This window comes from Halopseudomonas sp. L-58, assembly GCF_056859475.1.
This window is the reverse complement of record NZ_JBSXON010000052.1, coordinates 12,554-31,137: the sequence shown is the minus strand read 5'-3', so window position 1 is coordinate 31,137 and position 18,584 is coordinate 12,554. Positions and strand designations below refer to the sequence as shown.

19 protein-coding genes are annotated in these 18,584 nt (G+C 60.8%); 4 read left to right on the top strand and 15 right to left on the bottom strand.

The window, feature by feature from the left end:
• Nucleotides 1-77: 77 nt before the first annotated feature.
• The 9 genes from AC13EY_RS07620 to ccoN all read right to left on the bottom strand — a co-directional run bounded on the left by AC13EY_RS07620 (nt 78) and on the right by ccoN (nt 8,748).
• On the bottom strand, nt 78-806 hold the full coding sequence (locus AC13EY_RS07620) for a sulfite exporter TauE/SafE family protein (protein WP_228247377.1): 729 nt from the start codon (nt 804-806) through the stop codon (nt 78-80).
• Nucleotides 803-1,012, bottom strand: coding sequence for a cbb3-type cytochrome oxidase assembly protein CcoS (gene ccoS, locus AC13EY_RS07615; RefSeq protein WP_228247378.1), 210 nt, complete (start codon nt 1,010-1,012; stop codon nt 803-805). The genes AC13EY_RS07620 and ccoS overlap by 4 nt, the downstream gene beginning before the upstream one ends.
• A complete protein-coding gene (locus AC13EY_RS07610) occupies nt 1,009-3,462 on the bottom strand; it encodes a heavy metal translocating P-type ATPase (RefSeq protein WP_482876627.1) in 2,454 nt (817 codons plus the stop codon). The genes ccoS and AC13EY_RS07610 overlap by 4 nt, the downstream gene beginning before the upstream one ends.
• A gap of 3 nt (nt 3,463-3,465) precedes the next feature.
• Complete coding sequence (locus tag AC13EY_RS07605; protein WP_228247380.1) at nt 3,466-3,984, bottom strand: FixH family protein; 519 nt, start codon at nt 3,982-3,984, stop codon at nt 3,466-3,468.
• 17 nt (nt 3,985-4,001) lie between these two features.
• The gene (ccoG, locus tag AC13EY_RS07600) at nt 4,002-5,411 is read right to left on the bottom strand and encodes a cytochrome c oxidase accessory protein CcoG (protein WP_228247381.1); all 1,410 of its coding nucleotides are present in this window, start codon (nt 5,409-5,411) and stop codon (nt 4,002-4,004) included.
• A gap of 203 nt (nt 5,412-5,614) precedes the next feature.
• Entirely contained in the window at nt 5,615-6,505 is an 891-nt protein-coding gene (gene ccoP / locus AC13EY_RS07595) for a cytochrome-c oxidase, cbb3-type subunit III (RefSeq protein WP_482876630.1), read from the bottom strand.
• Entirely contained in the window at nt 6,505-6,693 is a 189-nt protein-coding gene (locus AC13EY_RS07590; RefSeq protein WP_228247383.1) for a cbb3-type cytochrome oxidase subunit 3, read from the bottom strand. The genes ccoP and AC13EY_RS07590 overlap by 1 nt, the downstream gene beginning before the upstream one ends.
• Nucleotides 6,694-6,699: 6 nt before the next feature.
• Nucleotides 6,700-7,308, bottom strand: a complete 609-nt coding sequence (gene ccoO / locus AC13EY_RS07585; protein WP_228247384.1) for a cytochrome-c oxidase, cbb3-type subunit II — start codon at nt 7,306-7,308, stop codon at nt 6,700-6,702.
• A 12-nt stretch (nt 7,309-7,320) separates the two neighbouring features.
• The gene (gene ccoN, locus AC13EY_RS07580; protein WP_228247385.1) at nt 7,321-8,748 is read right to left on the bottom strand and encodes a cytochrome-c oxidase, cbb3-type subunit I; all 1,428 of its coding nucleotides are present in this window, start codon (nt 8,746-8,748) and stop codon (nt 7,321-7,323) included.
• Between the two features lie 344 nt (nt 8,749-9,092).
• On the opposite strand from ccoN, the gene AC13EY_RS07575 reads away from it, so the two are divergent.
• On the top strand, nt 9,093-9,809 hold the full coding sequence (locus tag AC13EY_RS07575; RefSeq protein WP_482876631.1) for an alpha/beta family hydrolase: 717 nt from the start codon (nt 9,093-9,095) through the stop codon (nt 9,807-9,809).
• Here AC13EY_RS07575 and AC13EY_RS07570 read toward each other — a convergent pair.
• The 3 genes from AC13EY_RS07570 to AC13EY_RS07560 form a co-directional block, all read right to left on the bottom strand.
• Nucleotides 9,748-11,454, bottom strand: a complete 1,707-nt coding sequence (locus tag AC13EY_RS07570) for a methyl-accepting chemotaxis protein (RefSeq protein WP_233048150.1) — start codon at nt 11,452-11,454, stop codon at nt 9,748-9,750. The two genes, AC13EY_RS07575 and AC13EY_RS07570, sit on opposite strands and share 62 nt — an antisense overlap.
• 170 nt (nt 11,455-11,624) lie before the next feature.
• Entirely contained in the window at nt 11,625-12,905 is a 1,281-nt protein-coding gene (locus AC13EY_RS07565; RefSeq protein ID WP_228247388.1) for a TRAP transporter large permease, read from the bottom strand.
• Between the two features lie 21 nt (nt 12,906-12,926).
• Nucleotides 12,927-13,520, bottom strand: a complete 594-nt coding sequence (locus AC13EY_RS07560; protein WP_228247389.1) for a TRAP transporter small permease — start codon at nt 13,518-13,520, stop codon at nt 12,927-12,929.
• Nucleotides 13,521-13,757: 237 nt separating this feature from the next.
• On the opposite strand from AC13EY_RS07560, the gene AC13EY_RS07555 reads away from it, so the two are divergent.
• From AC13EY_RS07555 to dcd, 3 genes are all read left to right on the top strand, one after another.
• Nucleotides 13,758-14,909 (top strand): TRAP transporter substrate-binding protein, encoded by a 1,152-nt coding sequence (locus tag AC13EY_RS07555; protein ID WP_233048149.1) that lies wholly within the window; start codon nt 13,758-13,760, stop codon nt 14,907-14,909.
• A gap of 135 nt (nt 14,910-15,044) precedes the next feature.
• Nucleotides 15,045-16,136 (top strand): iron-sulfur cluster carrier protein ApbC, encoded by a 1,092-nt coding sequence (apbC, locus tag AC13EY_RS07550; protein WP_228247391.1) that lies wholly within the window; start codon nt 15,045-15,047, stop codon nt 16,134-16,136.
• A 78-nt stretch (nt 16,137-16,214) separates the two neighbouring features.
• Nucleotides 16,215-16,781, top strand: coding sequence for a dCTP deaminase (gene dcd / locus AC13EY_RS07545; RefSeq protein WP_088273825.1), 567 nt, complete (start codon nt 16,215-16,217; stop codon nt 16,779-16,781).
• A gap of 184 nt (nt 16,782-16,965) precedes the next feature.
• On the opposite strand, the gene AC13EY_RS07540 is transcribed toward dcd, so the two are convergent.
• The 3 genes from AC13EY_RS07540 to AC13EY_RS07530 all read right to left on the bottom strand — a co-directional run bounded on the left by AC13EY_RS07540 (nt 16,966) and on the right by AC13EY_RS07530 (nt 18,527).
• Entirely contained in the window at nt 16,966-17,682 is a 717-nt protein-coding gene (locus AC13EY_RS07540) for a TorF family putative porin (RefSeq protein WP_228247392.1), read from the bottom strand.
• Between the two features lie 213 nt (nt 17,683-17,895).
• Nucleotides 17,896-18,354: a GNAT family N-acetyltransferase gene (locus AC13EY_RS07535; RefSeq protein WP_233048148.1), complete on the bottom strand. Its 459-nt coding sequence runs from the start codon at nt 18,352-18,354 to the stop codon at nt 17,896-17,898.
• A 2-nt stretch (nt 18,355-18,356) separates the two neighbouring features.
• Nucleotides 18,357-18,527, bottom strand: a complete 171-nt coding sequence (locus tag AC13EY_RS07530) for a DUF1328 domain-containing protein (RefSeq protein WP_088273828.1) — start codon at nt 18,525-18,527, stop codon at nt 18,357-18,359.
• Nucleotides 18,528-18,584 lie beyond the last annotated feature (57 nt).

The following is an 18,584-nucleotide window of genomic DNA, read 5'->3' as shown; positions in this document are numbered from 1 at the left end:
TGGCTCTGTTTGTCGATGGACAAAGCGTACAACATGCGCGGCAAGGCTGCCACGCCCGGGTTTGTTGCAACAGGTGTTCAGCCGTGGGCGTGCTGCGCCGCAGTGGGCAGGCTGAGCTGCTCTATCAGCCATTTCTGATGCGGCCCGGGCAGGGTCCAGACGCCGAACAGGATCACCATCAGGGCGGCGCCAATCCGCAGGCTGCGACGTCTGAGCAGGGCAGTCAGGCGTTCAGCAGCAGCGCCGGTTGCGAGTAACGTCGGCAGGGTACCAAGGCCAAAGGCAAGCATCAGCAGTGCCGAGGTGGCTGCATCACCGTGGCTGCTGCTCCAGATCAGGGTGCTGTAGACCAGGCCGCAGGGAAGCCAGCCCCACAGGCCGCCGAGCAGCAGGGCCTGGCCGGGACGCTGCACAGGCAGCAGACGTCTGGCGTGGGGTTCGATTTGCCGCCACAGGCCGCGGCCGATGGTTTCGATGCGGGTCAGGCCCGACCACCAGTTGGCCAGATACAGCCCCATGGCGATCATCAGCAGGCCGGCGACACCCCGCAGGATCAGGTCCAGGCCCAGACCATGCAAGGCCCAGCCGAGGCTGCCAATGATGGCACCGGCCAGGGTATAGCTGGCGATGCGCCCGGCGTTGTAGGCCAGCAACAGGCGCCAGAGCGGCCAGCCGCGTCGTTGCGCCGGCGGGATGGCCATGGTGAGCGCCCCCATCAGACCGCCACACATGCCGATGCAGTGGCCACCGCCGAGCAGCCCCAGAGCCAGTGCAGTCAGTAGCTGGGCGACAAGCAGCTCACTCATTTGTCTTGATCGCTGTCGTCGCGCTCGGCGTCGCCTTCGCGCTTCTGGGCGGCGAGGTGGGCTGGATCGTCGTCATCAAACAGGATGCTGTGGGCAGGGCTGTCCAGGTCATCGTACTGGCCGTTATTGACCGCCCAGTTGAAGATCCAGATCGCGGTAATCACCAGGGCGATGGCAATCGGCACGAGGATGTAGAGAACGGTCATGCACTGGGCTCCGGTTGGGCACTGTGGTGCTGCGCTGCGACGGGCGGGCGGATGCGCGTGAGTCGCAGGGCATTGAGCACCACCAGCAGCGAGCTGAGGGACATGCCAAGGGCGGCGAGGGCCGGTGTAACAAAGCCGAACGCAGCCAGCGGCAGCACCGCGAGATTATACAGCGTAGCCCAGCCCAGATTCTCGATCATGATCGCGCGGGTCTTGCGCGCGATGGTCATAGCCTGCAGCAGCGCGCTGAGATGGCTGCCGAGCAATACCGCATCGGCGTTGGTCTTGGCCAGATCGGAGGCGTTACCCATGGCAATGGAAATGTCGGCGCTGGCCAGCACCGGCACATCGTTGACGCCGTCACCAAGCATCAGCACCTTTTCACCGGCCGCCTGCCGGGCCTGCACGAAGGCCAGCTTGTCATCCGGGGCAGCGTTGCCGATGGCCTCATCAATACCCAGCTCCCGGGCGACCCGGTCGACCACCCGCTGGTGGTCACCCGACAGCAGCACGATCTGCAATCCACGGGCCTTGAGCCCGTCGATCAGCTCGTGCGCGTCGCTGCGCAGACGATCATTGAGCGCGAACCAGCACAGTGGGCCATCGGCTCCGGCAAGCAGCAACCATTGGCCGTCACCGGCAGGACGCTCGGGCTCTGGCTGACCGGACAGGGCCATGGCGAAGGCGGGTTTGCCAATGCGCAGCGGCCGGCCTTCGCAGCGCCCGTCGAGTCCGTGGCCGGGTTCATTGCTGCAGTGCTCGGCCTGCTCGCTGCTGCGGCCAAAGGCGCGGGCAATCGGGTGTTCAGAATGGCTTTCCAGCATTTGTGCCCAGCGCAACGCCTGGTCAGCGTCGACGCCGGGGAAGGGCAGTATCTGTTCTAGGGTCATGCGCCCCTCGGTCAGGGTGCCGGTCTTATCCAGGATGACTGTCTGAACCTGCGGCAGGCCTTCAAGCACGTGCCCGCGGGTGATCAGCAGGCCGAGCTTGTGCAGGCTGCCTGTGGCGGTAGTCAGCGCAGTAGGCGTAGCCAGCGACAGGGCGCACGGACATGTCGCCACCAGCATCGCCAGCACGATCCAGAATGCGGTGTGCAGGTCGGCAGCCCACCACCATGCGCCACCGACTACAACCGCGGCCAGCAGCACGGTGAGCAGGAAGTACTGGGCCACGTCGTCGGCAAGACGGCCGAGCCTCGGCTTGTCGGACTGGGCACGTTCGAGCAGGCGAACGATGGCGGACAATCGGGTCTGCTCTCCCAGTGCATCGATGCGCAGGCGCAGCGGTCCTTCGACATTCAGCGTGCCGGCGGTCACCGGATCACCGGCAGCCTTGGCAATCGGCAGGTATTCACCGGACAGGGCCGATTCGTCGACACTGCTCTGGCCGCTGATGATGGTGCCGTCAGCCGGGATGCTCTCGCCGGGCTTGACCTCAACCACGTCACCGCAACGCAGCTCTTCAAGCATGATCCGTTGTGTGCTGCCATCGGCCTCGACGCGCAAGGCGCTGGGCGGCAGCAGATTGACCAGCTTTGCGGTACTTTCGACCGTGCGCTGGCGCGCGCGCCGCTCCAGATAGCGGCCGGCCAGCAGAAACAGGGCAAACATGGTGACCGAGTCAAAATACACCTCGCCGCTGCCGATCAGGGTGGCGTAGATGCCGGCCAGGTAGGCGCCGCCAATGGCCAGCGAGACCGAAACGTCCATGCTCAGGCGGCGGTTGCGCAGGTCGCGCCAGGCGCCCTGAAAGAAGGGCGCGCAGCTGTAGAACACTACCGGCGTCGTCATCAGCAGGCTGGCCCAGCGCAGCAGGTCGGCCATGCGCTCGGTAACGTCCTGATTAAACTCCTCGGACAGCGCCATAGTCGCCATCATTACCTGCATGAACAGCAGCCCTGCCAGGCCAAGGCGACGCAGGTAACGGCGGTTTTCCGCGGCTATCTGTTCTGAGGCCTTGTCCGGCTCGTAGGGGTGAGCAGCGTAGCCGATTTTGCGCAGGCTCTTGAGCAGGCCTGAGAGACGGGTTTGGTTATCCTTCCAGCGCAGGCTAAGGCGCTGGTTGCCCATGTTCAGCGCGACGTCGGTGACGCCGGGCTGAGCGCGCAGGTGGCGCTCAATCAGCCAGCCACAGGCAGCGCAGCTGATGCCTTCCACCAGCAGAACGGCCTGCTGCTCTTCTCCATCGCGCTGGGCGAAGCGCTGCTGCACGTCCTCGCGGTCATACAGTTCCAGCTCATCCTGGAGCGCGCGCGGCATGGCCTCGGGGTTGGCCGATGTTTCGGTGCGGTGGCGGTAGTAGGACTCCAGGCCGGCGCTGCAGATAGCCTGCGCAACAGCCTGACAGCCGGGGCAGCACATGGGGCGCTGCTCACCAAGAATGGTGACATGCCAGGGCGCGCCGGAGGGAACCGGCTCGCCGCAGTGGTAACAGGGGGTAGGGTGGGACATGCCTTACTTTGCAGTCAGCTGGTATTGCTTGCCCTTGGCCAGGTGCACTTCGCCGGTCAGGCGCCAGCCGTCATCGCCTGCATTGGCCGGATCACTGAGTTCGACATAGCGGCGCCCCTCGATACGGTTCTCGAGCTGGCCGGTGTAGGTATTGCCCTGAATCTGGCGCAGCATCACCGTGCGGTCACGGGAGGCGTGTGTCGGTGAAATCAGGTCAAGCTTGAGGCCCGCGGGCAGCGCCTGCAGCTCACCGCTGAGCTGCAGACTGATGTCGCCGGTCACGTCATCAATACCGAACTCGGCCGCAACGCCAATGGCACTGGCGTTGCGGTCCTGGTCCAGGTACAGGTTGATGGCCTTGCCTTCGCTGTAATAGTTGTCGCGGACCAGACTGTCGGGGTTAAGCCCGGCAATCATCAGCAGCCCGATCCCGATCACTACGGCAAAGCCGAGAATGGCAATGATGAACCACGCCCAGAACTGCTTGTACCAGGGTGAGGCTGAGGTGTCGTGCTGCGTCATGCTTGATCCTGTATCTGTCAGCGAACCTGTGGGGCCATAAACCGGCTTTCGGCTTCGGCCTGCACATCTTCATCATCGGTTGCCGTCACGGTGAAGGTGATCGGGATGTTGGTCGCGCCGGCAAGCTCGACCGGATCCATCTGCACGTTCAATGGCAGTTCCAGTTTGCGGCTGGGTGCCACGGTCAGACGGTTATCCGGAAGCTCAAGCTGCAGGCCCGGATGCCCCTGAACCTCGACTCGATAGCTCCGCTCGGTCTGTGCCTTGTTGAAAATTTTGACAATGTACACGTTCTCGATAGCACCGGCACTGGTTTCTCGATACAGAACATTGCGGTCGCGCTCAATGTCCAGCGATACCTGGCTGAGGTTGCCCACGGTGATGATGAACAGGCAGATCATGGCTACCAGGGCGGCACCGTAGCCGATCAGGCGAGGGCGCAGCCAATGGGTGCTCTTGCCTTCCAGCGCGTGCTCGGTGGTATAGCGAATCAGTCCGCGCGGGTATTCCATCTTGTCCATGATCTCGTCACAGGCGTCGACGCAGGCCGCGCAGCCGATGCACTCGTACTGCAGACCGTTGCGGATGTCGATACCGGTCGGGCAGACCTGTACGCAGACGTTGCAGTCGATACAGTCACCCTTGCCGACTTCGGCCGGGTCAACGCCTTTCTTGCGCGAGCCACGCGGTTCGCCGCGTTTGGCATCGTAGGACACGATCAGGGTGTCGGCATCGAACATCACGCTCTGAAAGCGTGCATAGGGGCACATGTAGATGCACACCTGCTCGCGCATCCAGCCGGCGTTGATGTAGGTCGCAGCGGTAAAGAAAAACACCCAGAACAGCGCCCAGCCGGCGATTTGCAGGGTGAAGATATCGGCAAACAGGCCACGGATAGGGGTGAAATAGCCAACAAAGGTAATTGCGGTAATCAGTGATACCGCCAGCCAGATACTGTGTTTGGCCGCCTTGCGCATCAGCTTGTTGGCGCTCATCGGCTCCTTGTTGAGCCTGATGCGGGCGTTGCGCTCACCCTCGGTAACACGCTCGGCCCACATGAAGATCCAGGTCCAGACGGTTTGCGGGCAGGTGTAACCGCACCAGACGCGGCCGGCGAACACGGTGATAAAGAACAGGCCGAAGGCGCAGATAATCAGCAAAAACGAGAGCAGGAAGAAATCTTCCGGCTGGAACGTAGCGCCAAAAATGTGGAACTGGCGAGCAGGCAGATCCCAAAGCACGGCCTGACGATCACCCCAGGGCAGCCAGACGGTGCCAAAGTACATGAGAAACAGGAAGCCGACGCCAATCAGGCGAATGTTCTTGAACAGACCCTTGTAGGAGCGGGTCTGGATCTTGTCGCGTTTGGCGTAGAGGTCAATGGTTTCGACCTTGGGAGTTACATCTTCGAGAGGGATCTTGCTCATGGTCAGGCTAACCCTATCAGGCAGGTAGGATGGTTCGGCAGACTGGCCTCGCGTAGGGACAGACTTTGCCTTCAGTACAGAACATAGACTGCTTGGGCTATCAGAACAATGCGACCGGTAGTCGCGCGCAAGGTCTGTTGATCTGGGTCATAAAGCAAAACGGGGAGACAATGTCTCCCCGTTTTGGTCAGCTCAGGCTGCGATTACTGCGCGTCTTTGTGGGACAGGCTGTAAACGTAGGAGGCAAGCATGTGGATCTTGTCCTCGCCCAGGTGGGCCTGGCTGGGCATGTGGCCGTTACGACCGTAACGAATGGTCTGCTGCACCTGCAGGAAGCTGGAGCCGTAGAGCCAGATGTCGTCGGTCAGGTTCGGTGCACCCAGTTGCTGGTTGCCCTTGCCGCCGCCACCGTGACAGACCGCACAGGTGTTGGTGTAGGTGGTCTTGCCTGCGGCCAGATCGACGCCTTCGGTTTCCAGACCAGACAGGCTGCGAACATAACCGGAGACGTTGCGAACACCGTCTTCACCAATAACGGCCAGCCACGCCGGCATTGCAGCCTGGCGGCCCGCACGCAGGGTGGTCTTGATGGTTTCCGGGTCACCGCCGTACAGCCAGTCGTTGTCGGTCAGATTCGGGAAACCGAACGCGCCGCGTGCGTCAGAACCGTGGCAAACCGAGCAGTTGGTGGCGAACAGACGCTGGCCGATGGCAACCGCTTCCGGCACCTTGGCAACTTCCTCAACCGGCATGGCGGTGTACTTGGCGAAGATAGGGGCGAAACGCTCTTCAGCGCGCGCTACTTCCGCTTCGTACTGGCTTTCCTGGGTCCAGTTCAGGTAGCCCGGCCATTTGCCCAGACCCGGGAACAGGAACAGATAGACCGCAGAAAACACCATGGTCAGAACGAACAGGACAAACCACCAGCGGGGCAGGGGGTTGTCGTATTCCTCAATGCCGTCAAAGCTGTGGCCCATGGTCTCGTTGGTCGGACCAGGGCGCTGGGTTTTGCGGGTGGCCAGCAGCAGCCAGAGAATCAGGCCAAGGCAGGTCAGGGTCAGAATGACAATGTACCCGCTCCAGAAATTAGTCATTACTTGTTACTCCTAGCATCTTTATGCTGCTCGTCCGAGGTCTCGTGCTCGTCTTCGTCGGCAAACGGCAGCTGAGCGGCTTCGTCGAAGTCCTTCTTCTTGTGTGAGCTGTAGGCCCAGATCACAACGCCGATGAAGGCCGCCATGGCGAAGACGGTGCCGAGACCCTGGAGAGTGCTGTTATCCATGGTGGCTTACCGATCCGACAGGACAGTGCCCAGGTGCTGCAGGTAAGCGATCAGAGCATCCATTTCGGATACGCCCTGAACGGCTTCCTTGGCACCGGCGATGTCGTCGTCGGTATAGGGAACACCCATGCTGCGCAGCACTTCCATCTTCTTGGCGGTGTACTTGCCATCAAGTACAGCGTCCTGAAGCCACGGGAAGGGCGGCATCTTGGATTCCGGCACTACGTCCTGAGGGTTGATCAGGTGAGCGCGGTGCCAGTCGTCGGAGTAACGACCGCCGACACGGGCCAGGTCCGGACCGGTACGCTTGGAGCCCCACAGGAAGGGGTGATCCCAAACGCTTTCACCGGCAACCGAGTAGTGACCATAGCGTTCGGTCTCGGCACGGAACGGACGGATCATCTGCGAGTGGCAGCCAACGCAGCCTTCGCGGATGTAGATGTCACGGCCTTCCAGCTCAACCGCGGTGTAGGGGCGCAGGCCTTCTACCGGCTCGGTGGTTTCCGGCTGGAAGAACAGCGGGACGATCTGAACCAGACCGCCGAAGCTGATGGCGATGACAATCAGAACGACCATCAGGCCAAGGTTTTTTTCTACTGTTTCATGCAGTTTCATTTAACGCGTCCCTCAGGCAGTCTGTGCGGCGGCTTCGAGGTTGGCCGCTTTGCTGTGGCGCACGGTACGCCAAACGTTGTAAGCCATCAGCAGCATACCGATCAGGAAGAAGGCACCGCCGATCATGCGGACGATGAAGCCGTAGTGGCTTGCTTCCAGTGCTTCAACGAAGGAGTAGGTCGGTGTGCCGTCGACGTTCACTGCACGCCACATCAGGCCCTGGGTGATGCCGTTGACCCACATGGAGACGATGTACAGCACGGTGCCGATAGTCGCCAGCCAGAAGTGCGTGTTGATCAGCGCGGTGCTGTACATGGCTTCACGGCCGAAGACTTTCGGGATCAGGTGGTACAGCGATCCAATGGAGATCATGGCAACCCAGCCCAGAGCACCGGCGTGTACGTGACCAATGGTCCAGTCGGTGTAGTGGGACAGCGCGTTGACGGTCTTGATCGCCATCATCGGGCCTTCAAAGGTGGACATGCCGTAGAACGCCAGAGCCACAACCAGGAAGCGCAGGATCGGGTCGGTGCGCAGTTTGTGCCAGGCGCCGGACAGGGTCATCATGCCGTTGATCATACCGCCCCAGGAGGGAGCCAGCAGAATCAGGGACATGATCATGCCCAGGGACTGAGCCCAGTCAGGCAGAGCGGTGTAGTGCAGGTGGTGCGGGCCGGCCCAGATGTAGATGGAGATCAGCGCCCAGAAGTGCACGATGGACAGGCGGTACGAGTAGATCGGACGCTCGGCCTGCTTGGGAACGAAGTAGTACATCATGCCCAGGAAGCCGGCGGTCAGGAAGAAACCAACCGCGTTGTGACCATACCACCACTGAATCATCGCATCCGTTGCACCGGCATACATGGAGTAGGACTTGGTCAGGCTGACCGGAATCGCCATGCTGTTGACGATGTGCAGGACAGCAACGGTGAGGATGAAGCCACCGAAGAACCAGTTACCCACGTAGATGTGCTTCATCTTGCGCTTCATGATGGTGCCGAAGAACACCAGAGCATAGCTGACCCAGACGACAGCAATCAGGATGTCGATCGGCCATTCCAGCTCAGCGTATTCCTTGCTGGAGGTCAGACCCATCGGCAGGGTAATGGCGGCGAGCACGATGACTGCCTGCCAGCCCCAGAACGTGAAGGCAGCCAGGCCATCAGAGACCAGGCGGGCCTGCGAGGTACGCTGTACCACGTAGTAGGAGGTAGCAAACAGGGCACATCCGCCAAAGGCGAAGATGACCGCGTTAGTGTGCAACGGACGCAGGCGTCCGAAGGTAGTCCACGGCAAGCCAAAATTCAGTTCGGGCCAGACCAGTTGGGACGCAATGAAGACGCCCATGGCCATGCCCACGATACCCCAGACCACCGTCATGACGGCGAACTGGCGTACCACCTTATAGTTATAGGCTGTCGGAGTGGTAGCTGTGCTCATGCGAGATTCCACGGATAGCAGTTGGTTTATGGGTATTAAAGCGCTGGCAAGTATGAGGAAAGCCCGCGCTCATTGCAATGACATAGGTCAGTGCTACGGCGCCTTGCAGGGCCTCTGGACTGGCCTCCCGATCGACGTCCGTGTACCGTGCCGAGTATTTTCGACCGGCCTCGGATGGGGTCGGAACAGCTGTCCAACGTGCTGCGTCGTCCTGTCGTGCGTCCGGCGCAGCGCCGCCTACTTGAGACTAGTCATGCTGGTTTCAGATGTGAAGCCGGCAGCGCTCGCAGGTGTGTGACATGGTGTCGCACGCTTTCGGTGCAACCGTTCAGACAGGTAAATAAATGAAGGAAGAGATGACGGCTTCAGGTTTTCTGGTTAATGACCCATCAACATCACCGATCGCGCAGTTGATGCTCGCTCATGGCGCAGGCGCGCCCATGGACAGCCCGTTCATGAATCTGCTGGCCGCTGCGCTGGCAGCGCGCGGAGTGCGCGTGTTGCGCTTCGAGTTTCCCTACATGGCGGAGCGCCGACGTACCGGCGGCAAGCGCCCGCCCAACCCGATGAGCGTGCTGGAGCAGGCGTTTCGGCTCCAGGCGGCGCAGCTGCAGGGGCGATTCTTTGTCGGTGGCAAGTCGATGGGGGGGCGTGTTGCCAGCATGCTTGCGGCAGAGGTCGGGGCGGCGGGGTTTGTCTGCTTCGGTTATCCGTTCCATCCACCGGGCAAGCCCGAACGTATGCGCACCGAGCACCTTGGCGTGCTGCAATGCCCCGGCCTTGTCGTTCAGGGGACCCGTGATCCGTTTGGCAAACCCGAAGAGGTTGCGGGGTATGACCTGGACCCGGCGCTGGGTCTGCATTGGCTGGACGGTGGCGAGCATGACTTCAGACCGCTCAAGGCGAGCGGTCTGGAGCAGCGGGATCTGATCGAGCAGGCGGCCGATGCGGCGGCCGCGTTCATGGCTGGCCTGACCCGCGCCCTGCGCCCGACCCGGTTCAGACGCCGAGCGCTGCCGGCATCACCGCAGCAGACATGGTGCCCCAACGGCGGCCTTTGACGAACAGTGGTACATACAGTACGAAGATCACTGTGCTGGTGCCGGGTAGTATGAAGGTGCCCATGTTCAGGTAGGTGCAGCTGCTCATCACGCGCAGGTCGCTCTCGCTGGCGACCGCAAAGCGTTTGTAATTGCTGCGGGCTGCATCGATGCGCGGGTCCCCGGTTGGCGGCTGTGAGGACGCGCTGCGACTGGTCGGCAGGTAGCCCTTTTCGTTCACCGCCGCCATGTACACGATGCCATCCTTGCCGCCCTGATCCCACTCATCCAGCAGGGGACGAATGCGCTCGATAAAGGCGTCTGCCCAGCGCACATCATGCTTCGGCGGGTTGGTGTTGGGAATGGCTGTGTAATTTTGCTCGAACAGGTCCACGCCCCGATCCGCGATTTCGTCCAGCCGGGATTCGATTTCGCGACGACGGGCCATCAGCAGTTCGGTCACTGCCTCCATATGGCCTTCGCCAAGGCGGAACCCGGCGAGGGCGCGCAGCGCCAGGTTGGTGTTGTCGCGCAGCGAGTCAGCCTGACGGAAGCTGGACTCCATGTGCTGACTGATAGTCAGGCTCAGATCACGAATTTCGCTGCCATGCTTGAGGGTCTCGGCATTGCTGGCAGTCAGCTGTTCCAGCGCGCTGCTGACCATGAGCAGGTCGTCATTGGCGCGCTGGAAGTCGTCAACCATCGCGTCGAACTGATCTGCTGCGGTGCTGACTGCCATGCCGGTTGATTCGGTTTGCTCGAGCATGTTCTGGGTCTGGTGATCGGCGCCAGCCATCGCGGAGGTCATCTGCTCCATCAGCTGACTGATCTGGTCGGCAGCGTTACCGACCTTGGCAGACAGGTTGCGCACCTCATCGGCGACCACGGCAAACCCGCGCCCCTGCTCGCCGGCGCGCGCTGCCTCGATGGCCGCGTTGAGGGCCAGCATGTTGGTTTGGGCGGAGAAATCCTGAACCGTGGTGAGAATCTCGCGAATGCGGGTCGAGCTGTTGTTCAGTGCGTTGACGTTGTCCTTGAAGCCGGTCATGGCGCTGCTGATCTGTTGCATCTGGCTACGCGCGTCGTTCATCTGCAGGCGCGACTGGCGGGCAATGTCGAGATTGCGGGAATTGACTTCGGTAACGCCGGTGGCGCGGCTGGAAATGTCGTGAAGGGCACTGGTGGTCTGTTCGCTGGCCTGAAAGATCAGTTCGGACAGCTGCTGTTGCACCTTGGCGTCCCGCGCCGCCTGCTCTGACAGCAGGCGGCTGTTGGCCGATGCCAGCGCTGTGCCCAGGCTGTTGAGCTGCAGCTCCATGATGATGCCGCGCAGACGCTCGTTGAGGCTGACGAACGCCTGACTTGCCTCGTCCTGCTCAAGATCGGCTGCGTTGACGCGCAGGTCAATCTGCTTGCCGTTGATGCGTTTGAACAGGGCGCCCAGCCCGCGTCCCTGGCGTGCTCCGGTGCGGCTCATCCAGGTGAAGGCTAGCGTCGGCGGGATCATGGCCAGCGCCGCCCAGAACAGCACGCCGGAGGCGCTTGAGATGACCGCTGCGAACAGGAAGGCTTCACAGGCCAGCAGGCCGCTGAGCGTCAGGCGTTCCTTACTGGATGGGCTGGCTGGATTGTCGGCAAGGGCGTTGCTTTGTTGTTGGGAAATCATGCGGCCTCCGGGGCTGCCTGGCTTTCTTATTATCGTTATAGCATCGCGTTGCGCCTCTGGATCGGGCGTTTGCGGCATGCTTCGGGGTTCCTCACGCCAGCATATCGGCATTACTTCTCATTTTCGATAGGGCAAAAACGCCATAGTTGGAGGCATATTTGCGTTGCCGTCTAGGTAGCCAGTGAGGGTAGCCAGAGCGAGAGTTGCGGAAACAGCACAAGCAGTACGGTAGCCAGCAGCAGGATCAGGATGAACGGCGGGGTGCCGCGTATGACATCGAAGTAGGGGCGCCGGAAGATCGCCATCGCGGTGAAGATATCGCAGCCGAAGGGCGGTGTGGCCGAGCCGATGGCGGCCTGAAGTGTCACGATCACGCCCACATGAACGGGGTCAAGGCCGGCGGCCTCCACGGCGGGTTTGAACAGCGGGGTCAGAATCAGGATGACGACGATCGGGTCGACGAACATGCATCCTATAAAGAAGGAAACAGCGATCAGACCCAGCACCAGGGTAGGGCTGTGACCGATGCTGCTGATAACGGGTTCCAGAATCGCCTGGGGAATGCCGGCGAAGGAAATGGCGTAGGTAAAGGCGTTGCCGGCTGCGACGAGAATGAACACCACTGCAGTAATCAGCCCGGTTGAAAGCGCGACGTCCCAGAGCTCGCTGAGCTTGACCGCACGCAACACCACGACCTCCAGCACCAGGGCATACAGCACAGCGATGGCCGCGGCCTCTGTCGGGCTGAAGATGCCGCCGTAGATGCCGCCGACCACCACCAGCGGAAAGCCCAGCGGCAGTAACGCCTTTTTCAATGCGGTCAGTCGGGTGGCCCAGTTGCTGCGTGGCTCCGGAGTGATACCCATGCGAATCGAGGCGATCCAGCAGTAGATGGAAAACAGCAGCAGAATCAGCAGGCCCGGAATGATGCCGGCGATAAACAGATCGCCGATCGAAGAGCCGGAAATAACACCGTAGATGATCATGCCGATACTCGGTGGGATCAGCAGGGCAATGTCGCTGGCATTGATGATCAGCGCCAGCGCAAAGGAGTCCGGGTAGCCTTTCTCAAGCAGCTTGGGCCGCATCGGCCCGCCCATGGCGACAACGGTAGCCTGGGTCGAACCGGAGACCGCGCCAAACAGCGTGCAACTGGCTGCCGTGGTGATCGGCAGGCCGCCGCGAAGGTGGCCGACAAAGCTTTGCACCAGATCCAGCAAGCGGTTGGCGGTATGCCCGCGTGTCATCAGGTCCGCTGCAAAGATGAACAGCGGAACGGCAGCGAGGGCCCAGGACTGCACACCGCTGATCATCTGCCCCATCAGCAGTTCGACGTTACCCAGCCCGATGACCAGAAACAGCAGCATCAGCGCCGCTACCAGCAGTGGCACCATCATCGGGAAGCCCAGGGCCAGCAGTACGATCATGGTTATGAGGGTCAGAGTCAGCATCGGTGGTCCGTGTCAGGGCAATCAGGGAGTGCTGTCGTCGGGGGCAGCGAGATACTCGTCCTTCTCGCTGAAGGACCGGTAGGTGTCGCGTGAGGTGAGGTTGCGCACGGCGGTCAGCCAGAACTGGATACCGGCCAGAAGCAGGCCGATCGGTGCCGCCAGGTAGGGTATCCATAGCGGGATTTGCAACGCCGAAGACGTGCGTCCGCGCTCGGCCATGGTGGCAACGTACTCGCCTGCATACCAGGCCAGATAGAACATCAGCGCGCCGGTTCCCAGGCTGATGATGATCAGCAGGACCTTGCGCGGCCGGCCGCTGAGCTGATCAAAAAAGGCTGACATGCTGATATGACGGGCCCGGCGGACAGCGTAACCGAGGCCGGCAAAGGTCATGATGACGAGGCTCATCTGGGTCAGTTCGACCTGGCCGGTGACGCCGTTGCCGAACAGCTGTCGGCCCAATACGTGAATGATCAGCAGGGCAGCCAGGAACAGCACGCTGGCACCAAGGACGCTCTTTTCCAGCCATTCGGTGAGGCGGTCCACGCCTTCAAGCAGGCGCAGCACCGGTGAAGCGGGGCGACGGTTTGCCGAGCTGTCGGCAGGTCGGGACATCGGTTTGTTCCTTTTCGCGGCGCTAACGGTCGTATCGTGACCGAAAAGGCTAACTCGGGGAGTTAGGCGCCGACTTCTGTCTGTAGATGGACGTAGTAGTCACATTCAGCTCAGATGGTGAATTTGTACTCCTTTTTTGACCTTAACCCATATCAATCGTCTTTGCACGACGTGAACATGCGCGAATGCTGTGTTAGGGTTTGGCAGGAAACCAGAACAATTGAAAAGGAGTGTTCCATGAATTTGCGTAATGGTTGCCTTCTTGCGGCTGCGGTAATGCTGGCTGCCTGCGGATCCGAAGAAGAACCTGTTGCCAGTGGTAATGGCTCAGAGACACCTGAGCAGAGCGCTGTGGCCCAGGCCGATGCCGTGGAAACCGAAACCTGGGGTTTCGCCCTTGAAGAGATTGAAGGCAGCGTGCAGTACGAATACGGTGCCAGGTTTGCCGAGCTGATCAAGGAAAAGACCGACGGCGCTGTGGAGGTCAAACTCTACCCCTATGGCCAGCTGGGTGGTCTCACGGATATCTACGATCAGGTGCAGTCCGGCTCGATCCAGTTTGCCTTTGGTTCCGGCTTTCTCGGCGGCACGGTTCCCGAGTCGCAGCTGTTCAGCCTGAACTTCGTGCTGACCGACGACGAAAAGACCAATACGGAAATTCTCAACGCCCCCGAGTTCCGCAAGAACGACGATCTGGTTGCCTCCTACCGCGACCGTGGTCTGCAGCCGCTGGCTATCGTGCCCGAGGGCTGGCAGGTCTGGAGTGCCAACAAGGCGATCCGCTCACCGGCTGACTTCGACGGCATGGCGATTCGAACCATGGACAATCGTCTGCTGCGCGAAACCTACAGCGCCTACGGCGCCGATCCCACCACCATGGAATACGGCGAGCTGTTCAGCGGCATGCAGCTGGGCCAGCTGGACGGCAATATCCAGCCCGTATTCGCCCATCAGGAGATGGACTTCTACAAGGTTCAGGACTATCTGATCTTCGCCAATCAGGCGCAGTTCATCGCTACCTTTATGGCCAACAGCGACTGGTATGACGGCCTCACCGACGAGCGCAAGGCAATCATTGATGATGCCGTAGTCGAGCTGGTGCCGTGGATCCACGACGTGCAGACTCGCCTCAATACCGAGCGCCTGGACATCATCACTGAAAACAGCGACATCGAGCTGGTGTACCTGACGCCGGAGGAACGCGAGGTGTTCCGTGAGCGCAGTCTGCCTGTGCGTGATGTGTTTGCCGAGATGGTGGGTGAGCGCGGCACCCGTCTGATGAACACCCTGATCGAGCAGGTTGAGGCGGCCTCTTCGGCCGAGCCGGCAGACGAGTCTGCCCAGACCGAGTCCGAAACGGCGCAGGAGCCGTTGAAAGACGCTGCCTGATTCGCCCTGTAACGCTGACGGCCCGTCCGGCGCAAGCCGGGCGGGCCGTCTTGCGTTTGTCCTGCGCTCTTTCATCATCGCAGATGAGCCAGTAGCATAGCGGCCTGTTTCCGCCAGTCCTTACGGGATATCGCCATGACTACGCTTGATCGTGCCGCCGTTGAGCAGGCCCTTGCTCAATATCAGGATCCTTACCTTCGTACCGACCTGCTCAGTGCCGGCTGTTTGCGCAGGCTGGATATCGACGGCGGGCGCGTCGAGGCCGAGCTGGTGCTGGGCTATGCCGCAGGTAGTTTGGTCGGTGGCATCGCCCAGATGATGCAGATGGCGGTTGAGAATGTTGACGGCGTGACTGCGGCAAAGGTCAGCGTGCGCTGCGAGATTCAGGCCGGTAACGTGCAGGGGCAGGTGCCGGCACTGGAGAAGGTGAAGAACATTATTGCCGTTGCCTCGGGCAAGGGCGGGGTTGGCAAATCCACGACCGCAGCCAACCTGGCGCTGGCGCTGGCCCGTGAAGGGGCCAAAGTCGGGGTGCTGGATGCCGACATCTATGGCCCGAGCATGGGGCTGATGCTGGGTCTGCCGGAAGGCACGCGTCCGCAGGTCAGTGATGGCAAGTGGTTTGTCCCGCCACGCGCGCATGGCCTGCAGGTGATGTCGATGGCGTTTCTGGTTGATGACAATACGCCGGTGGTCTGGCGCGGGCCGATGGTCTCGGGCGCGCTGATGCAGCTGCTGACCCAGACGGCCTGGGATGAGCTGGACTATCTGGTGGTCGACATGCCGCCGGGCACTGGTGATATTCAGCTGACTCTGGCGCAGAAGGTGCCGGTGACCGGTGCGGTGATTGTCACCACGCCGCAGGACCTGGCGCTGCTGGATGCGCGCAAGGGCATTGGCATGTTCGAGAAGGTCAATATCCCGGTGCTGGGGGTGGTCGAGAACATGGCCATTCACATCTGCTCCAACTGCGGTCACGCCGAGCATCTGTTCGGTGAGGGCGGTGGCGAACGTCTGGCGGCGGACTATGGCGTCGAGCTGCTCGGTTCGATGCCACTGTCGATGATGATTCGCGAGCAGGCCGACGGCGGCAAGCCGACCGTAATTGCCGAGCCGGAATGCCAGATCAGCATGGTTTATCAGGATATGGCGCGCCATGCGGCAGCGCGTATCGTTGAATTGGCGAATGCCGCACAAATGCCGGAAATCAGTATCAGCGACGACTGATCTCCGGACTTTTGTCGACGGGTATAACCCGGTAACATGCAGAGTCTTTTTTTCGCACCGCCTATTTCAGGACACGCCATGAGCATCAAATCCGACCGTTGGATCCGTACCCAGTCCCAGGAACACGGGATGATCGAGCCCTTTGTCGAACGCCAGATTCGCGGTGCGGAAGGGGATCGGGTGATTTCCTATGGTGTGTCGAGTTACGGCTACGACGTGCGCTGCGCTGACGAGTTCAAGGTGTTTACCAACATCCACTCGGCGGTAGTTGATCCGAAGAACTTTGACGAGAAGAGCTTCGTCGACATCCAGAGCGACGTGTGCATTATTCCGCCAAACTCCTTCGCGCTGGCGCGTACCGTTGAGTACTTCCGTATTCCGCGCAATGTACTGACGATCTGCCTTGGCAAGAGTACCTATGCGCGCTGCGGCATTATCGTCAACGTGACCCCGCTTGAACCGGAATGGGAAGGCCACGTGACCCTCGAGTTCTCCAACACCACCAACCTGCCGGCGAAGATCTACGCCAACGAAGGCGTGGCGCAGATGCTGTTCTTTGAATCGGACGAGCCCTGCGAAGTGTCCTACCGCGACCGCGGCGGAAAGTATCAGGGCCAGCGCGGCGTGACCCTGCCGCGGGCGTGATGCCTGTGTAATGAAAAACCGGCTGCGTGCCGGTTTTTTTATGCCCGAGTTTCAGTCGTAAGCTGACAGGCAAAAAGAAGCCGGTCTGCAAGCCTGCCGTGGTACAGGTTGCGAGACCGGCGCAAGATGCCGCTTTAGCTGACGGGAACCCTCGGAGCAGGGCGCCCGTTTTCAGACTCGGTACTTACAGGCTCTTGGAGACCGACAGGGTGACGTTGGCGTCGCAAGAGTCTTGATCGGAGTAGGCGCAGTCGTCACCCAGATCGGTGTCGCTGTACATGACAGCCCAGTCGAGGCCCAGCATGGTTTTGCCCAGGGTAACGGCCCAGTCACCGTATTTCTCGTCACCGCTGACGCCGTCCAGCGGGTCTTTGGTGTCAGTCAGACCGTAGTGCAGACCCAGACCGATATCGTAGGGCAGGGCAAAGTCGTAGCCGATGTAGGTGTACAGCGAGCTGGAGGGGTCGTAAGCGTACTTGGCGCCAACGGTGAAGCCGTACAGGCTCAGGCTGGCCAGAGCTTCTTCAACGTCGATGGAGCTGTTTTTCGGATAGGTGTAGGTAGTCCACTGCAGATAGTAGCTGATGTCGTCGGTGATGCTTCCGCCGTAACCCGCGTAGTAGTCGATTTCTACGCTGGAGCCGCCGAAGTCTTCGGAGTCGATGTTGGACGCCCAGGCGCCGACATACAGGCCGCTTTCGTGTGCAAAGTCCAGGCTGCCCTGGATAGCGCCAGCGCCGTCAGTTTGAGACTGACCACGCCAGATGTAATCGGTAGCCAGCGTCACAGTCATGCTGGAGTCAATTTTGCCAATGGCGGTATCGAACTCTTCAGCGTGAGCCATGTTGGCAAAAGACAGTGTGCTGGCGGTAGCAACGGCAACTGCAAGTTTCTTCATCATCACGTATTACCCCGTAGGTTTTGATTTAAGTGCGTTGGCACAGGTCCTATAGCATTTTGCTTGCCAACAATTTTTTTTATATTTAAATCAGATATATACGTATGTTTTGAAGGAAAATTGCACAGCCGTAACCCGAACGTCACAGAGCCCGTGCCCGTAATTGGTGCGGGAAAATGGTCGTCGTGTTGCATTGTGTGGCAGCAGGTGCAAACGCTAGCGTGGGAGCGTCGCCTGCGTGCGGTTGACCATGGCCAGCAGGGCTTTACTGCGTTGATAGCGCAGCAGTTTGTCGCGCAGTGAGATGGGAGCGTCGTCGCCGGGCTCATAGCCATTGGCGCGGTAGAACGGCACCAGGTTGGGAGCGCAGAACAGCCAGATGTCACCGCGATGCTGCTGGCGTACATGTTCTAACAGGCTGCTCGCCAAGCCCTGACTGCGCTGTGCAGGGGCAACCAGCAATCCGGTCAGCCACCAGCACTGATCGACCGTCTGCAGGCAGAGACAGGCTTGAAGCTCGTGAGTGCGTGCCACCCAGACTTGATGGTGACCGCGGGCTTTCATGCCGCTGTGGTATTGGCGGTAGAACTTGTTGGCCAGCGGCCGCTGTTCGTCGCTCAGGCGCATGAATGCGGTAGCTGCTGATGGCGCGGATGCGGCAGATGGGTCAGGCATGTCTACTCGTTGCGTCCTCGACTGCGGCCCAGCAGGGCGCACCCCCCGGCCAGGGCAAGAAACACGGGTGTCAGCAGCCTTGCGGCGCTGGCGTATTGATCGTCAAAGCCACCAAAGGCGAACACGGCTGATGATAGCGCGATGATGCTGAAGGCGATGGCCCAGTTGAACATGGGGGATCTCCTTGGTACTGCGGTACAGAGAGTGTTAAACGGTCTGGCGTCCAGCGC

What these genes read in the sequence shown, in the direction of transcription:
- AC13EY_RS07620 (WP_228247377.1), bottom strand. Translation starts at nt 806, where the DNA reads ATGAGTGAGCTGCTTGTCGCCCAGCTACTGACTGCACTGGCTCTGGGG.
- ccoS (WP_228247378.1), bottom strand. Translation starts at nt 1,012, where the DNA reads ATGACCGTTCTCTACATCCTCGTGCCGATTGCCATCGCCCTGGTGATT.
- AC13EY_RS07610 (WP_482876627.1), bottom strand. Translation starts at nt 3,462, where the DNA reads ATGTCCCACCCTACCCCCTGTTACCACTGCGGCGAGCCGGTTCCCTCC.
- AC13EY_RS07605 (WP_228247380.1), bottom strand. Translation starts at nt 3,984, where the DNA reads ATGACGCAGCACGACACCTCAGCCTCACCCTGGTACAAGCAGTTCTGG.
- ccoG (WP_228247381.1), bottom strand. Translation starts at nt 5,411, where the DNA reads ATGAGCAAGATCCCTCTCGAAGATGTAACTCCCAAGGTCGAAACCATT.
- ccoP (WP_482876630.1), bottom strand. Translation starts at nt 6,505, where the DNA reads ATGACTAATTTCTGGAGCGGGTACATTGTCATTCTGACCCTGACCTGC.
- AC13EY_RS07590 (WP_228247383.1), bottom strand. Translation starts at nt 6,693, where the DNA reads ATGGATAACAGCACTCTCCAGGGTCTCGGCACCGTCTTCGCCATGGCG.
- ccoO (WP_228247384.1), bottom strand. Translation starts at nt 7,308, where the DNA reads ATGAAACTGCATGAAACAGTAGAAAAAAACCTTGGCCTGATGGTCGTT.
- ccoN (WP_228247385.1), bottom strand. Translation starts at nt 8,748, where the DNA reads ATGAGCACAGCTACCACTCCGACAGCCTATAACTATAAGGTGGTACGC.
- AC13EY_RS07575 (WP_482876631.1), top strand. Translation starts at nt 9,093, where the DNA reads ATGAAGGAAGAGATGACGGCTTCAGGTTTTCTGGTTAATGACCCATCA.
- AC13EY_RS07570 (WP_233048150.1), bottom strand. Translation starts at nt 11,454, where the DNA reads ATGATTTCCCAACAACAAAGCAACGCCCTTGCCGACAATCCAGCCAGC.
- AC13EY_RS07565 (WP_228247388.1), bottom strand. Translation starts at nt 12,905, where the DNA reads ATGCTGACTCTGACCCTCATAACCATGATCGTACTGCTGGCCCTGGGC.
- AC13EY_RS07560 (WP_228247389.1), bottom strand. Translation starts at nt 13,520, where the DNA reads ATGTCCCGACCTGCCGACAGCTCGGCAAACCGTCGCCCCGCTTCACCG.
- AC13EY_RS07555 (WP_233048149.1), top strand. Translation starts at nt 13,758, where the DNA reads ATGAATTTGCGTAATGGTTGCCTTCTTGCGGCTGCGGTAATGCTGGCT.
- apbC (WP_228247391.1), top strand. Translation starts at nt 15,045, where the DNA reads ATGACTACGCTTGATCGTGCCGCCGTTGAGCAGGCCCTTGCTCAATAT.
- dcd (WP_088273825.1), top strand. Translation starts at nt 16,215, where the DNA reads ATGAGCATCAAATCCGACCGTTGGATCCGTACCCAGTCCCAGGAACAC.
- AC13EY_RS07540 (WP_228247392.1), bottom strand. Translation starts at nt 17,682, where the DNA reads ATGATGAAGAAACTTGCAGTTGCCGTTGCTACCGCCAGCACACTGTCT.
- AC13EY_RS07535 (WP_233048148.1), bottom strand. Translation starts at nt 18,354, where the DNA reads ATGCCTGACCCATCTGCCGCATCCGCGCCATCAGCAGCTACCGCATTC.
- AC13EY_RS07530 (WP_088273828.1), bottom strand. Translation starts at nt 18,527, where the DNA reads ATGTTCAACTGGGCCATCGCCTTCAGCATCATCGCGCTATCATCAGCC.